Annotated in this window: 17 protein-coding genes; 7 read left to right on the forward strand and 10 right to left on the reverse strand. The window is 66.0% G+C overall.

Annotated elements, in window-relative coordinates; genetic code table 11:
• The first annotated feature begins 13 nt into the window (after positions 1 to 13).
• Genes ACGRVM_RS08005 through ACGRVM_RS08030 form a run of 6 tightly spaced genes read left to right on the forward strand, consistent with a single transcriptional unit; the run spans position 14 to position 4322 of the window.
• Positions 14 to 427, forward strand: coding sequence for a VOC family protein (locus ACGRVM_RS08005; RefSeq protein ID WP_377171071.1), 414 nt, complete (start codon positions 14 to 16; stop codon positions 425 to 427).
• Positions 424 to 1218 (forward strand): ABC transporter ATP-binding protein, encoded by a 795-nt coding sequence (locus ACGRVM_RS08010; protein WP_377171070.1) that lies wholly within the window; start codon positions 424 to 426, stop codon positions 1216 to 1218. Before ACGRVM_RS08005 ends, ACGRVM_RS08010 begins: the two co-directional genes overlap by 4 nt.
• Before the next feature lie 45 nt (positions 1219 to 1263).
• Positions 1264 to 1491, forward strand: coding sequence for a hypothetical protein (locus ACGRVM_RS08015; RefSeq protein ID WP_377171069.1), 228 nt, complete (start codon positions 1264 to 1266; stop codon positions 1489 to 1491).
• Positions 1488 to 2363, forward strand: coding sequence for an ABC transporter permease (locus ACGRVM_RS08020; RefSeq protein ID WP_377171067.1), 876 nt, complete (start codon positions 1488 to 1490; stop codon positions 2361 to 2363). The genes ACGRVM_RS08015 and ACGRVM_RS08020 overlap by 4 nt, the downstream gene beginning before the upstream one ends.
• Positions 2360 to 3292: an ABC transporter permease gene (locus ACGRVM_RS08025; protein ID WP_377171064.1), complete on the forward strand. Its 933-nt coding sequence runs from the start codon at positions 2360 to 2362 to the stop codon at positions 3290 to 3292. The genes ACGRVM_RS08020 and ACGRVM_RS08025 overlap by 4 nt, the downstream gene beginning before the upstream one ends.
• A gap of 34 nt (positions 3293 to 3326) precedes the next feature.
• A complete protein-coding gene (locus tag ACGRVM_RS08030) occupies positions 3327 to 4322 on the forward strand; it encodes an ABC transporter substrate-binding protein (RefSeq protein WP_377171062.1) in 996 nt (331 codons plus the stop codon).
• A gap of 166 nt (positions 4323 to 4488) precedes the next feature.
• Here ACGRVM_RS08030 and aroA read toward each other — a convergent pair whose 3' ends face one another.
• The 8 genes from aroA to ACGRVM_RS08070 form a co-directional block, all read right to left on the reverse strand.
• Positions 4489 to 5838 (reverse strand): 3-phosphoshikimate 1-carboxyvinyltransferase, encoded by a 1350-nt coding sequence (aroA, locus tag ACGRVM_RS08035; protein WP_377171060.1) that lies wholly within the window; start codon positions 5836 to 5838, stop codon positions 4489 to 4491.
• 69 nt (positions 5839 to 5907) lie between these two features.
• Positions 5908 to 6786, reverse strand: a complete 879-nt coding sequence (locus ACGRVM_RS08040; protein WP_377171058.1) for a lysophospholipid acyltransferase family protein — start codon at positions 6784 to 6786, stop codon at positions 5908 to 5910.
• A gap of 124 nt (positions 6787 to 6910) precedes the next feature.
• Positions 6911 to 7189 carry an HPr family phosphocarrier protein gene (locus tag ACGRVM_RS08045; RefSeq protein ID WP_076532115.1) on the reverse strand — a complete coding sequence of 93 codons (279 nt, stop codon included), beginning with the start codon at positions 7187 to 7189 and terminating at the stop codon, positions 6911 to 6913.
• 3 nt (positions 7190 to 7192) lie between these two features.
• Positions 7193 to 7588, reverse strand: a complete 396-nt coding sequence (locus ACGRVM_RS08050; RefSeq protein ID WP_377171056.1) for a PTS sugar transporter subunit IIA — start codon at positions 7586 to 7588, stop codon at positions 7193 to 7195.
• 22 nt (positions 7589 to 7610) lie between these two features.
• Positions 7611 to 8555, reverse strand: a complete 945-nt coding sequence (rapZ, locus tag ACGRVM_RS08055) for an RNase adapter RapZ (RefSeq protein ID WP_377171054.1) — start codon at positions 8553 to 8555, stop codon at positions 7611 to 7613.
• A gap of 27 nt (positions 8556 to 8582) precedes the next feature.
• Positions 8583 to 9011, reverse strand: coding sequence for an HPr kinase/phosphorylase (locus ACGRVM_RS08060; RefSeq protein ID WP_377171052.1), 429 nt, complete (start codon positions 9009 to 9011; stop codon positions 8583 to 8585).
• A 3-nt stretch (positions 9012 to 9014) separates the two neighbouring features.
• Complete coding sequence (locus ACGRVM_RS08065) at positions 9015 to 10724, reverse strand: sensor N-terminal transmembrane domain-containing protein (RefSeq protein ID WP_377171398.1); 1710 nt, start codon at positions 10722 to 10724, stop codon at positions 9015 to 9017.
• 2 nt (positions 10725 to 10726) lie between these two features.
• A complete protein-coding gene (locus tag ACGRVM_RS08070; RefSeq protein ID WP_377171050.1) occupies positions 10727 to 11431 on the reverse strand; it encodes a response regulator transcription factor in 705 nt (234 codons plus the stop codon).
• Between the two features lie 384 nt (positions 11432 to 11815).
• Here ACGRVM_RS08070 and ACGRVM_RS08075 point away from each other — a divergent pair, with 384 nt between their 5' ends.
• Positions 11816 to 13414 (forward strand): phosphoenolpyruvate carboxykinase, encoded by a 1599-nt coding sequence (locus ACGRVM_RS08075; protein ID WP_377171048.1) that lies wholly within the window; start codon positions 11816 to 11818, stop codon positions 13412 to 13414.
• Between the two features lie 198 nt (positions 13415 to 13612).
• Here the strand turns inward: ACGRVM_RS08075 and ACGRVM_RS08080 are convergent, their stop codons facing one another.
• Together ACGRVM_RS08080 and ACGRVM_RS08085 are read right to left on the reverse strand one after the other, a co-directional pair.
• Positions 13613 to 13945, reverse strand: coding sequence for an AzlD domain-containing protein (locus ACGRVM_RS08080; protein ID WP_377171046.1), 333 nt, complete (start codon positions 13943 to 13945; stop codon positions 13613 to 13615).
• Positions 13942 to 14658, reverse strand: a complete 717-nt coding sequence (locus ACGRVM_RS08085; RefSeq protein ID WP_377171044.1) for an AzlC family ABC transporter permease — start codon at positions 14656 to 14658, stop codon at positions 13942 to 13944. Before ACGRVM_RS08085 ends, ACGRVM_RS08080 begins: the two co-directional genes overlap by 4 nt.
• Positions 14659 to 14713: the final 55 nt, after the last annotated feature.

Genomic DNA, 14713 nt, shown 5'->3' on the forward strand with positions numbered 1-14713 from the left:
ACCGTATATGCCGATGCCCAAGCCCCCCGGAGCCGTCCTCGAGACCGCGCTCTATGCCCCCAACCTCGAGGAGACGGCTGAGTTCTACAAATCCGTCATCGGCCTCGAGGAAGAGCAGCGCGTGAAGGGCCGCCATGTCTTCCTGCGCTGCGAGACATCCATGATCCTCCTTTTCGATCCCGTAGCGACGCAGGACACCGGTGGCGCCTTCCCCGTGCCGCCGCATGGCGCGACAGGCGAGGGGCATGTCTGCTTTCGCGCGCGCTCCGGCGAGCTGGACGGCTGGGCCGCGCATTTCCAGGCCTCTCGGATCGAGATCGAGGCGGATTTCGAGTGGCCGGGCGGCGCGCGCTCGATCTATGTGCGAGACCCCGCGCGCAACTCCGTCGAATTCGCCGAGGCCAAACTCTGGGGGTTCGACGCGTGACCGGGACCGATACAAGGGACACGATCATCAGCGCCAGGAACCTCTCGCTGATCTTCGAGACGAATGACGGCCCGGTCCATGCGCTCAAGGATGTCAGCCTCGACGTGAAGCAGGGCGATTTCGTCAGCTTCATCGGCCCCTCGGGCTGTGGCAAGACCACCTTCCTGCGCGTCATGGCCGATCTCGAGCATCAGACAGCGGGCACCATTACCGTCAACGGCGTGACGCCCGAGGAGGCGCGTCGCGCGCGGGCCTATGGCTATGTCTTCCAGGCCGCCGGCCTCTACCCGTGGCGCACCATCGGCGGTAATATCCGCCTGCCGCTCGAGATCATGGGCTATTCGAAGGACGAGCAGGCCCGCCGCACCGCCGAGGTGCTGGAGCTGGTCGAGCTTGCAGGCTTCGAGAAGAAATTTCCGTGGCAACTCTCGGGTGGCATGCAGCAGCGCGCCTCCATCGCGCGGGCACTGGCCTTCGATGCCGATATCCTGCTGATGGACGAGCCGTTCGGCGCGCTCGACGAGATCGTGCGCGACCATCTCAACGAGCAGCTTCTGAACCTTTGGGACCGTACCGGCAAGACCATCTGCTTCGTCACCCATTCGATCCCCGAGGCGGTCTATCTGAGCACCAAGATCGTCGTCATGTCCCCCCGGCCCGGGCGCATCGCGGATGTGATCGACAGCCCCCTGCCCCGGCATCGCCCGCTCGACATCCGCGACAGCCAGGAGTTCATCGACATCGCCCACCGCGTCCGCGAGGGGCTGCGCGCGGGGCACGGCGATGAGTGAAAACCTACAAACAAACGGTAACAACCAAACAGGGAAGATTGGGTAATGGCCGATCGAAACGATCTGAAAATCTGGGTTGTCGATGCTCTGAAAGACAAGGGAGGCAAATCTACAATAATTGAAGTCGCTCGACACATCTGGGAGAATCATGAGCACGAGCTTCGTGCGTCGGGCGATCTATTCTTCAAATGGCAGTACGATATGCGGTGGGCAGCGACTGCTTTGAGAAAAGAAGGGGTCATGAGCGATAGCTGGGCCCTCAAACCTAAATGAGAAACGTCCTGCCCGTTCTCACCGTCGTCGCCGCGATCATCGCGATCTGGTATGCCGCCGCCGTGCCGCTCAACGCGCCATGGGCCTACGACAAGGCGCAGCGCGCGGGGATCGAGCTGAGCGCGGCCGATCTGGTGGCCGACACCTGGGCGCAGGACAAGCCCAAGCTGCCGGTGCCGCATCAGGTCGCGGCCGAGATATGGGACACGACCGGCGCGCTCGTGCTGAAGGGGCGCGGCTTTTCCAAGCGCTCGCTTCTCTATCATAGCTGGGTGACGTTCAGCGCGACGATGCTCGGCTTTCTTCTGGGCACGGGGCTCGGCATCCTTCTGGCGGTGGGGATCGTGCACAACCGCACGATGGACCGCAGCGTCATGCCCTGGGTGATCGCGAGCCAGACCGTGCCGATCATCGCCATCGCCCCGATGATCATCGTCGTGCTCAACGCGGTCGGCATCTCGGGGCTGCTGCCCAAGGCCATGATCTCGATGTATCTGTCCTTCTTTCCGGTGGTGGTCGGCATGGTCAAAGGGCTGCGCAGCCCCGACGCGATGCAGCTCGACCAGATGCGCACATGGAACGCGAGCCGCACGCAGACCTTCCGCTACCTGCGCCTGCCCTCCTCGATGCCCTATTTCTTCACCTCGCTGAAGATCGCCATGGCGGCGAGCCTCGTCGGCGCGATCATCGGCGAATTGCCGACCGGCGCCGTCGCGGGCCTTGGCGCGCGGCTTCTGGCGGGAAGCTATTACGGCCAGACCGTGCAGATCTGGAGCGCGCTTCTGATGGCCGCGCTCCTCGCGGCGATCCTCGTCGGGATCATCGGCGCGGTGCAACGGGTGGCGCTCGCACGGATGGGGATGGGGCGATGACGGCGCGGGACGCGGCACACGGCGGCTGGACCGCCGGGCTCGTGCAGCTCGGCCTCCTCGCGCTCCTTGTCGGCGCCGCCGCGCTGCTCAGCCCGGTCCTCGCGCTTCTTCTGGTCGTCTGGCTCGGGGCGTGGCGTCTCAATGCGTGGCTCGCGCGGTCCGACACGCGGGCGGCGCGGATCCTCGTGCCGATCATCTTCGGCCTGACGCTGCTGGCGCTCTGGGAGATCGCGGTGCGCGGCTTCGACATCAGCGCGGTTCTACTGCCCGCGCCGAGCGATATCGCCGCCACCTTCGCGGCCTCCACGGGGCTTTTGTGGCAGGATTTCGTGCAGACCGTCATCAAGGGCGCGATGAGCGGCTACGTGATCGGCTGCGGCGCGGCCTTTCTGATGGCCATCGCGGTGGACCGCTTTCCTTTCCTGCAACGCGGGCTTTTGCCCATCGGCAACTTCATGGCCGCCCTGCCGATCATCGGCCTCGCACCCATTCTGGTGATGTGGTTCGGCTTCGACTGGGAATCGAAGGCCGCGGTCGTGGTCGTCATGGTCTTCTTCCCCATGCTTGTGAACACGGTTCAGGGCCTCGCCGACACGGGTGCGATGCAACGCGATCTGATGCGCACCTATGCGGCGAGCTATTGGCAGACCCTTCTGAAACTGCGCTTGCCCGCGGCGATGCCCTTCATCTTCAACGGCCTCAAGATCGCAACGACGCTGGCGCTGATCGGGGCGATCGTGGCAGAGTTCTTCGGCTCGCCCACCAAGGGTATGGGATTTCGAATCTCGATCTCGGTCGGGCAGCTCGCGATGGATCTGGTCTGGGCCGAGATCGTGGTGGCCGCGCTGGCCGGATCGGCCTTCTACGGCGCCATCGCGCTGGCGGAAAAGGCGCTGACCTTCTGGCACCCGTCACAGCGGGGCCGCTGATTGCAAGAAAGATAAACAACAGGGAGACGACAGAATGAAAAATCTCAAAGCGACACTCGGCATCGCCGGCGCGGCCCTCATGGGCGCGGGCGCGGCGCAGGCGGCGGATGATGTCACGCTTCAGCTCAAATGGGTCACGCAGGCGCAATTCGCCGGCTATTACGTGGCGCAGGATCAGGGCTTCTACGACGAGGAGGACCTCAATGTCACCATCAAGCCGGGCGGGCCGGACATCGCGCCCGCGCAGGTGATCGCGGGCGGCGGCGCGGATGTCGTCGTCGACTGGATGCCCTCGGCCATGGCCAGCCGCGAGAAGGGGCTCGACCTCGTCAATATCGCGCAGCCCTTCAAGTCTTCGGGCATGATGCTGACCTGCCGCAAGGATAGCGGCGTGGAGTCCCCCGAAGACTTCCCGGGCAAGACGCTGGGCGTGTGGTTCAGCGGCAACGAATACCCGTTCCTCAGCTGGATGAGCAAGCTGGGCATCCCGACCGATGGCTCCGAGGGCGGCGTGACCGTGCTCAAACAGGGCTTCAACGTCGATCCGCTCCTTCAGGGTCAGGCGGCCTGCATCTCGACCATGACCTATAACGAATACGGTCAGGTGCTCGACGCGGGCCTCACCCCGGAGGAGCTGGTCGTCTTCAAATACGAGGATCAGGGCGTCTCGACGCTCGAGGACGGGCTCTATGTGCTGGGCGAGAACCTCGAGGATCCGGCCTTCGTCGACAAGATGGCCCGCTTCGTGCGCGCCTCGATGAAGGGCTGGAAATGGGCCGAGGAGAACCCCGAGGAAGCCGCGATGATCGTGCTCGACAACGACGCGAGCGGCGCGCAGACCGAGGAGCATCAGATCCGCATGATGCAGGAGATCGCCAAGCTGACCGCCGGCAGCAACGGCGCGCTCGATCCCGCGGATTTCCAGCGCACGATCGACTCGCTCCTTTCGGGCGGCTCGGACCCGGTCATCACCGCCGATCCCGGCGAGGCGGCCTGGACGCATGAGGTGACGGACAAGGCGCTGAACTGACGCCAAGTTCCCTCGAACATCAAGGGGCGCGTCCGGCGATGGGCGCGCCCCCTTTTCATCGGCCATGACCTGTGGCGCGGGCAGAGCCTTCGGCGAGGATATTTACGGCAAGAAGAAAAGGGCGCGGCGCGCCCTGCTTCATCTTGGCCCAAATACTCGGATCCCGTCAGGCACCTCTGCTCAGGCGGGCGCCGAGACGCGCCATCAGCGGCTCGAAGATGGGGAAGGACGTGGCGATGGGGCCGCCGTCATCGACGCTGACCGGCGCGTTCGCCGCCATGCCGAGGATCAGGAAGGACATCGCGATGCGGTGATCGAGATGGCTGGCGCAGGTGGCGCCGCCCGGCACGTCGCCGTGCCCGCGCCCGTGCACGATCCACCAATCGGGGCCGTCCTCCACCTCGATGCCGTTGGCGCGCAGGCCCGTCGCCATCGCGTCGATCCGGTCGGATTCCTTGACCCGAAGCTCGGCGACGCCGCGCATCACCGTCGCGCCCTCGGCGAAGGCCGCGACGACCGACAGGACAGGGTATTCGTCGATCATCGACGCCGCGCGGGCCGGGTCCACCTCGATGCCCTTCAGATCGGGCGAGAAGCGCGCGCGCAGGTCCGCCACTGGCTCTCCCCCCTCCTCACGCTCGTTCTCGTAGAGAAGATCGGCGCCCATCTCGCGCAAAATGGTGAAAAGGCCCGCGCGCGTCGGATTGAGGCCGATATTGGGGATGAGCACATCAGAGTCGGGCACGATCAGCGCGGCGCAGACGGGAAAGGCGGCCGAGCTGGGATCGCGCGGCACCTCGATGCTCTGCGCGCGCAGCTCGGGCTGGCCCTTGAGGGTAATGACGCGGCCCTCCGCGCTCTCTTCGCTCACGATATCCGCGCCGAAGCCCGCCAGCATCCGCTCGGAATGATCGCGCGTCGCCTCGCGCTCGATCACGACCGTCTCGCCGGGCGCGCCGAGACCGGCCAGGAGCACCGCCGACTTCACCTGCGCCGAGGGCATGGGCGTTGAGTAGCGCACGGGAACGGGATCGGCGGCGCCGATGATGGTCATGGGCAGGCGCCCGCCGCTGCGGCCATGCGACTGCGCGCCGAAAAGCGCGAGAGGATCGGTCACCCGCGCCATCGGCCGCTTGTTGAGCGAGGCATCGCCCGTGAACGTCGCCGTGATCGGCGTCGTCGCCATCGCGCCCATGATGAGGCGCACGCCGGTGCCCGAATTGCCGCAATCGATCACCTGATCGGGCTCGGCGAAACCGCCCACCCCCACGCCATGCACCGACCACGCGCCGCCGCCGTGATCCGTGACCTCGGCCCCGAAAGCGCGCATCGCGCGCGCCGTGTCGAGCACGTCCTGCCCCTCGAGAAGGCCCGTGATGCGCGTCTCGCCCACCGCCAGCGCGCCGAGGATCAGCGCGCGGTGCGAGATCGACTTGTCGCCGGGCACGTCCGCCCTGCCGGTCAGGGGGCCGCATCTGGCCGAACTCATGGGAATGGGATGGCCGTGGCCTGACATATGCGCGCCCTCTGGAAACCTGCTTCGCCCACCTGATAGCGCACCCGTGCGGGGCGGTCCATCGCGCGCTCAGCCTTCGGAGCCGCCCTCGCCCAGCGACAACGTGTGCGCGCGCAGCCATGTCATGAAGCCGCGCGGATCCTTCTCGAGCATTTCCATGCGCGCATCGCTCACCGGCGCGCCGACCACGGGTTTCTGCGGCCGGTTGCAGCTATGGACGACCTCGTGCAGCAAGAGGCCCTGCCGCAGCGTCGGGGAGATCCGGTTGGCGATCTGATACCAGCGGCTGTTGGAGCCGGGGAAATAGATCGGCACCACCTTCGCGCCCGAGCGGCGGATCATCTGCGCGGTGAAGACGTTCCACTCGCGCTCGATCGCGGGGCCGAACATCGTGTCGGACGAGGCGACGACGCCCGAGGGAAAGACGCTGATGAGGCCGCCATCCTTGAGATGCGCCATCGCGCCCGCCCGCATCTCGACCGATTTTCGCTGCGCGTCGGGCTCGTGCGGGAAGGGCACCGGGATCATGTAACTGGCCGCGACCTCGTCGATCCCGGTCAGCAGCGCGCGCGTCAGGATCTTGTAGTCGGTGCGCCGCCGCCCGATCAGATCGGCGAGGATCATGCCATCGACCAGCCCGTGCGGGTGATTGGCCACCGCGACGACCGGCCCGGTCTGGGGGATGTTCTCCAGCTCCTCGTCCGGCGTCAGAAGGTCGATCCCCATCGTGTCGAGCGACGCGCGCCAGAAGGGCTGGCCCGAAGGCGCGCCGCGCCGCTCGAAATCGCGGATCATGCGGATGATCGACAGCTTGCCCGTCATCCACTCGATCGCGCGGATGGTGGCGGCGGTCATGGGCGAGTCGAAGGAATTGGCATAGGTCAGGCTGCGCCGGTCGTATTTGGGGAAGGTCACCGTGCCCTCGCCCGCGCCCGAGGCACCGCCCATTTCCGTGCCCTGGAGGGGTGACTGGCCTGACCGGCCGGAATAGCGGGGCTTCGGGAGCCCTTCCTCGCGTCGCTCGCTTGCCAAAATGGACCGTTCCAATCCGCCCTTCGCGCGCCGGGGCGCGCTACATGTCTTCGCCGAACTTCGCCGCCACGAGGGCGGCCACCGCATCGGCCAGCGCCTCGGCGTCCGGTCCGCGGGTTTCGACGTCAATAGTGGTTCCCATCGCGGCTGCCAACATCAAAAGCCCCATGATGCTGTCGCCACTCGCCGATTGCCCGTCATGCGAGATTTCCGCCGTCGCGTCGAACCCCTCGACCACCTCGACGAGCTTGGCCGAGGCGCGCGCGTGCAGTCCCTTGACGTTGACGATCTCGAGTTTTCGCGTGACGGGTGCGGACATGGCTCACTCTTCCACTGATATGTTCTGGCTGTCGATGTACTTGCGTGCCGCATATAACGCATCCCGCACCGCATCGGGCAGCGGCTTGTCGCGGGATTTCGCCAGTTTGATGAGCATCGGCAGGTTCGCGCCGTAGAGCATGCGCCGGTCTCCGCTGCGGCAGGCGGGCAGCGAGAGGTTCGAGGGCGAGCCGCCGAACATGTCGGTCACCACCGCGACACCCGCGCCGCGATCCACCTCGCAGGCGGCGGCGCTGATTTCCGACGCTTTCGCCTCGCGGTCGTCGCCGTTCTCGACCGAGATGGCGCGGATGCCCTGCTGCGGGCCCACGACATGTTCGATCGCGGCGAGGTATTCCCGCGCGAGCCCGCCGTGTGCAACGATGACGATACCGATCAACGCCTTGTAATCCTTATTCTTCCTACACCGCTTGCTGCGGTGCGGCGCCGCCCGTCCGGCGCTCGAGTTCACGGTGTCTAATTGACACCTGCCACCCCTCTTCCGCAAGGGTCCGCGCCAAGTTTTCCGCCACCGCGACCGAGCGATGCTGCCCGCCGGTGCAGCCGAGCGCGATGGAGAGATAGGATTTCCCCTCGGCCTCGAACGCGGGCAACAGCAGGCGCATCATGTCCGAAAGCTGCGCGTGGAACGCCTCGAAGCGCGGGTCGGCGGCCACATGCGCCGCGACCTCGGGCGCGCGCCCATCGAGGCTGCGCAGGCTCGGCTCCCAATAGGGGTTTCGCAGGAATCGGCAGTCGAAGACCATGTCGACGCCGCGCGGCAGGCCGCGCTTGTAGGAAAAGGAATGCACCGAAACGGCAAGGCGCGCGGCGCCGCCGGGGCGCACCCATTGCTCGAGCTCGGCGCGCAGCTCGTGCGGGCTCAGCTCGGTCGTGTCGATCAGGATGTCGGCACGCGTGCGCACCGCGCGCAGAAGGTCCATCTCGCGCGCGATGCCGATCTGCGCGCTCTCCGCCGGGGCGAGAGGATGCCGGCGCCGCGTCTCCGAAAAGCGGCGCAGGAGCACATCCGGGTCGCAATCGACGAAGAGAAGCTGCACATGCCGATCGCCGCGCGCGCAAAGGCTCTCGAGCGCGTCGATCACCGCCTCGGCGGAAAAATCGCGGTTGCGCGGATCGACGCCGAGCGCCATGGGCCGCCCCTGCTGACCGCCGCTTCCTTCGGGAGCGGTCAGAAGACGCGGCAGAAGGCTCAGCGGCAGATTGTCGATCGCCTCATAGCCCATGTCCTCGAGCGCGCGGATCGCCGTGCTGCGACCTGCCCCCGAGGGGCCGGTGACGAGGATCACCGGCGGCTCGGCTGTGCTGCCGTCCGGCGCATCGTCGCTCTGATGGTGCTGGGTCATGACGCCCGGTCCTTCATGCACGCGGCTTCATGCCGCGCGCCCACCACGTAGATAGAGATGAACGGCGGCGGCGAAATGCCCTGCGACCATCCCGCGCACCAGTGGAAGACGCAAGCCGAGGATTTCGGCTTCGTCCTCGGGCGGCAAGCGCGGCTGCATGTCTTCGGTCAGATCGACGACGAGCGCGGCCGGGGTCGGCCCGGCGCTCGGCGCGGTGAGGATGCCGACGCCGCGCGCCTCGATCCGGCCCCGGATCGTCTCGGGTGCATCGAGGATGAGCTGCGCGCCCTCGCGGCGTATCAGCGTGCGATCATCGGAGACGAGCTGCGCGCCCAGCGCGATGAGATGCAGCGCGAGCGCGGATTTCCCGGCCCCCGAGGCACCGCGGATCAGCGCCGCGCGCCCGTCCACGGCGACGCTCGTCGCGTGGAGCGTAGCGTCATGCGGCGGCAGCATGGCTCAGACCGGCAGGCCGACGACGAACCGCGCGCCAAGAGGATCGGAGGTGATGTCCGCATCCGTTGGCCGGATGTTCTCGGCCCAGATCACGCCGCCATGCGCTTCGACGATCTGCTTGGAAATGGCGAGGCCGAGGCCGGAATTGTTGCCGAAATCATTGGCGTCGCGCTGCGAGTAGAAGCGCTGGAAGATCTTGGTGAGCGCCTGGTCGGGGATGCCGGGGCCGGTATCCTCGACCACGATCAGCACGCGGTTCTCGCGGCGGCGCGCCCAGAGGCGGATCGCGTCGCCCTCCTCGCAGAAGCTCGTGGCGTTCGAGATGAGATTGACGAAGACCTGCGCGAGCCGCGCCTCGAGCCCGTTGATGATGATCGGCTGGCTCGGGAAATCGGTGATGAATTCGATGCCCTTCTCGTTCGCCTGCTGGCCGAGATACTGGCCCAGATTGCGCATCATCGTCAGCAGATCGAAGGGCTCTTCCTCTTCCTTGACAAGCTCGCTGTCGAGGCGCGAGGCGTTCGAGATGTCGCTCACCAGCCGGTCGAGCCGGCGCACGTCATGGTCAATCACATCGAGCAGCTTCTCGCGCTGGTCCTCGCGCTTGGCCACGCGCATCGTGCCGACCGCGCTGCGCAGGCTGGCGAGCGGGTTCTTGATCTCATGCGCGACGTCCGCCGCGAATTGCTCGTTCCCGTCGATGCGGTTGTAGAGCGCGGCCACCATGCCGCGCAGCGCGCCAGACAGGCGCCCGATCTCGTCCGGGCGCGCGGTGAGGTCCGGAATGCGGATGCGGCCCGCGCCCTGCTTGCCGCGATTGCGCGCCCCGCCGATCTCGGCGGCGGCGGCCAGATCGGCGAGCGGATGCGCGATGGTGGAGGCGAGAATGAGGCTGAGGCCGATCGACACGAGCGTGGCGATGATGAACATCTGAAGGACGCGCTCATGCTCGGACATCACGAGATTGTCGATCTCACCCGTCGCGCTCACCATCGAGACGACGGCGATGGGCGCGTCGCCCTGCATGATCGGAGAGGAAACGACGAAGACGGCGCCGCCCGCGACCTCGCCCGTGGTCACTTGCGTGCCCTGGCTCAGCGCCGCATCGACCTGCGCGCGGGCCAGGTCCTCGACCGTGGCGAGGGGCGCGGCGTCGCCCGACATGAACGGCGTCGAGATCCATGTCCAGAATCGCGCCATCGCGTCGGTGATGATCGTCGGCTGACCGCCCTCGGTCATGGCGGGGCGGCCCGCGGCGCCCGTGACGCGCCCGGCAAGCGCACCGCCCGCATCGAACACGAAGACCTCGGCGCCGCTCTGCACGTCGATCGTCTCGAGCGTGCCGGCGACGTCGATCCCGTCGCCCGTCATCAGATCGACCGGCGAGCGCCCGGGCAGCTGCACCTCGAAGACATTCGCCACGAGCTCCGCCTCGCCGACGAGGCCGCTCATCCGCTGCACGGCGAGTCCGTCGCGCGACGAGTTGAGATAGAGAATGCCGGCGACGAGGATATTGAGCGCGATCAGGTTGAAGATGATGATCTTGCGCGTCAGCGGCGACTCGCGCAGCGAGAAGAAGCCGCGCCGTGCCCTGCGCGCGCGCACCTCCTCCTCGACCATGGTATCGGGCGCGACAAAATCGTCGCCCAGAACCACGTCGCCATCCCGTCCCGGTGCCGTGTCGCGCACGTCAGCCCCCTCGGCCTTGGCCAGTATTATTCTTCGTTATATCTGTAGCCGATCCCATAAAGCGTCTCAATCGCCGAGAACTCGGGATCGACCTGGCGCAGTTTCTTGCGCAGCCGCTTGATATGGCTGTCGATGGTGCGATCATCGACATAGACCTGATCGTCATAGGCCACGTCCATGAGCTGATCGCGGCTCTTGACAAAGCCGGGTCGCTGCGCGAGCGCCTGGAGAAGCAGGAATTCGGTCACCGTGAGCGAGACGTCCGCGCCCTTCCAGCTTACCGCGTGGCGCAGCGGATCCATCCGCAGATCGCCGCGCTCGATCACCTTGCCGTCTTCGGCATCGGTCGCGGCCACCTTGCCGTCCATCGCGTCCTGCCGGCGCAGCAGCGCGCGGATCCGCTCGACCAGAAGGCGCTGCGAGAAGGGCTTCTTGACGTAATCGTCTGCGCCCATGCGCAGGCCCAGAACCTCGTCGATCTCGTCGTCCTTGGAGGTCAGGAAGATCACCGGCATCTGAGATTTCTGGCGCAGGCGCTGCAAGAGGTCCATCCCGTCCATGCGCGGCATCTTGATATCGAGCACCGCCATATCGGGCAATTTCTTGGAAAATGCGTCGAAGGCCTGCTGGCCGTCATTGTAGGTTTCGACCTCGAAGCCCTCGGCCTCGAGCGTCATGGAAACGGATGTCAGAATATTCCTGTCATCGTCCACAAGGGCGATTTTGGACATGTAGCTATTCCTTGTACTGCTCAGATTACCTGAATTTTTTCATCATTATGCCTATGTTCGCGCAGTCCGATCAATAAGAATTGTCGAATCGCCCCACTTTCGAGAGCCATTAGGCGCCGATTTTCATAACCAATGGCTAATATGACTCACTTTTGCCGCCTTTTCATGCAGAGGCGGGCGCAGGGTGGCGGCGGGGCGCCGACGGTTGCGCTAACGGCGATTTGGTTGCGCTAACGCCTGCAAACCTGCCTGTTCAATCCCGAAGAGCGCATGCTAAGAGGCCCGCGTGCCCCGGGTTCGGAGGCGGCGGCGGCGCATCCGAGGCGCCCCCGCGCAAGCCCCCGCGCCCCCTTGGCCGCGATCAGATACCGGAGAGACATTGTCATGACATTTGGACGGGTGAACCCGAATTTCCGCCTCGAGGACCAGGGCATCGATGGGCTGGAGAACGTCCACTACAATCTGATCGAGCCGGCGCTGATCGAAGCCGCCCTGAAAAACGGCGAAGGCACGTTGGGCCGCGGCGGCGCCTTTCTGGTCTCGACCGGCAAATTCACCGGCCGCTCGCCCAAGGACAAGCATGTCGTCGCCACGCCGAGCGTGAAAGACAGCATCTGGTGGGAGAACAACGCGGCGATGTCGCCCGAAGGCTTCGACGCGCTCTATGAGGACATGCTCGAGCACATGAAAGGCGGCACGTACTATGTGCAGGACCTGACCGGCGGCGCCGATCCCGCGCACGCGATCAAGGTGCGCATGGTGACCGAGCTCGCCTGGCACGGCCTCTTCATCCGCCACCTGCTGCGGCGCCCGGACCGCGACGCGCTCGACGGCTTCGTCGCGGATTTCACGGTCATCAACTGCCCCAGTTTCCAGGCCGACCCCAAGAAGCACGATTGCCGCAGCGAGACGGTGATCGCGATGAATTTCGACCGCAAGATCATCCTGATCGGCGGCACGGAATACGCGGGCGAGAACAAGAAATCGGTCTTCTCGCTCCTGAACTACCTGCTGCCCGAGAAGGACGTGATGCCGATGCATTGCTCGGCCAATCACGCCAAGGGCAATCCGGTGGACACGGCGATCTTCTTCGGCCTTTCGGGCACCGGCAAGACGACGCTCTCGGCCGATCCGGGCCGGACGCTGATCGGCGATGACGAGCATGGCTGGTCGAGCCGCGGCACCTTCAACTTCGAAGGCGGCTGCTATGCCAAGACGATCAATCTCGACCCCGAGGCCGAGCCCGAGATCTACGCCACGACGTCGAAATTCGGGACCGTGATCGAGAACATGGTCTATGACGAAGAGACCCGCGAGCTCGATTTCGATGACGATTCGCTCACCGCGAACATGCGCTGCGCCTACCCGCTCGAGTATATCTCGAACGCGTCCGACACGGCGCTCGGGGGGCATCCCAAGAACATCATCATGCTGACCTGCGACGCCTTCGGCGTTCTGCCGCCCATCGCGCGGCTGACGCCCGCGCAGGCGATGTATCACTTCCTGTCGGGTTTCACCTCCAAGGTCGCCGGAACCGAGCGCGGCATCACCGAGCCCGAGCCCACCTTCTCGACCTGCTTCGGCGCGCCTTTCATGCCGCGCCGCCCCGAGGTTTACGGCAACCTCCTGCGCTCCAAGATCGCCAAGCACGGCGCGACCTGCTGGCTGGTCAATACCGGCTGGACCGGCGGCGCCTACGGCACCGGCAGCCGCATGCCCATCAAGGCGACGCGCGCGCTGTTGACGGCTGCGCTCGACGGCTCGCTGGGCGATGTGAAATTCCGCACGGACGCCAATTTCGGCTTCGAGGTGCCCGTGGACGCGCCCGGCGTGCCCACCGTCCTGCTCGATCCGCGCCGCACCTGGGACAACCCCGAGAGCTACGACCGCCAGGCCGCCAAGCTCGTCAAGATGTTCGCCGAGAATTTCGAGCAATATCTGCCGCATATCGACGAGGACGTGAAAGCCGCCGCCATCGGCTGAGATCGGCGCGCGACATGCAAGAGGGGCGCATCCCGCGGGGTGCGCCCTTTTTCTTTGCCTCGGCTCCTTTGAAACCGGCGCGATCGCGGGGCGCTGCTCCGCACCCCGGGATATTTCCGGCAAGAAGAAAAGAAAGGCCCGGGCTTTTCTTCTTGCTTCAAATATCCCCGCCGGAGGCGGACGGGCATCCCGCGCAGGTCAGCCGATCAGGTAGAGCATCGCATAGAGCGTCACCGCCCCGCCGAGGATCGCCGCCACGACGTTGCGCGTCCAGAGTCCGATGAGGATCGTGGCGCAGGCCGCGCTCATGCGCGCGGGGTCGAGCGTGCCGCCCGTCGCGGCGGGCCAGACCACCATCGGCGCGACCAGCCCCGGAAGAACGGCCACGGCCGTGTAGCGCAGATGGCGCAGGATCCATGCGGGCAGCGGGCGATCCCCGATGAGGCCGAGAAAGACGAAGCGCAGCCCGAAGCTGCCGAGGCCGAGGCAGGCGATGGTGATCCAGATGTCGAGCGTCGCGATCTCCCTCATGCGCCCGCATCCTTTCGGGTCATCATGAGTTCGGCCTGCGCGCCCGCCATCATCCCCGCCAAACCGGCCACCAGCAGCCCGAGGCTGTAGGGCAGGAAAGCGAGCAGAAGCGAGACCGCGATCGCGGTCATTGCCGCCACCACATGCGGCACGGTGCGCAGCATCGGCGCGATCATCGCAAGGAACGTGATGGGCACTGCGAAATCGAGCGCGAATTCGGGCGGGATGCGCCCGCCCACCAGCGCGCCGATCACCGTGAAGAGAAGCCAGAGCGGCATGAGCGGCGTGACCGCGCCGAAATAGAAGGCCACCTTCTGGCGCGTGGTCCAGCCGGGATGCTTTTCATAGGCGAGGATCGCGCTCGCATAGGCCTGATCGACCATGCAATAGGCCACGAGCGCGCGCGTGCCGAGCGGCGCGTTGCCCAGATGCGGCGTGAGCGACGCCGAATACATCGCCATGCGCAGGTTGACCGCGAGCGCCGTCACGACCACGATGATCGTCGGCGCATGTTCGGACAGAAGCTGGATCGCCGTGAATTGCGCCGCGCCCGCGACGACGAGGATCGAGAAGGAGAAGGTCTCGATCAGGGTCAGCCCCGCCTCGGTCGCCACCACGCCGAAGAGCAGCGCGAAAGGCACCAGCACGAGGATGAAGGGCGCACCGGCGCCCACGCCTTGCCAGTAGGTGGATTTGGTGGTTTCTGGTGTCACGAGCCGCCCGCCTGCCGAATTTTGCGCCGTTCACTCGCGCTTAGCCGCCCGACCA

It is taken from the genome of Roseovarius aquimarinus (genome assembly GCF_043661195.1).
GTDB lineage: Bacteria > Pseudomonadota > Alphaproteobacteria > Rhodobacterales > Rhodobacteraceae > Roseovarius > Roseovarius aquimarinus.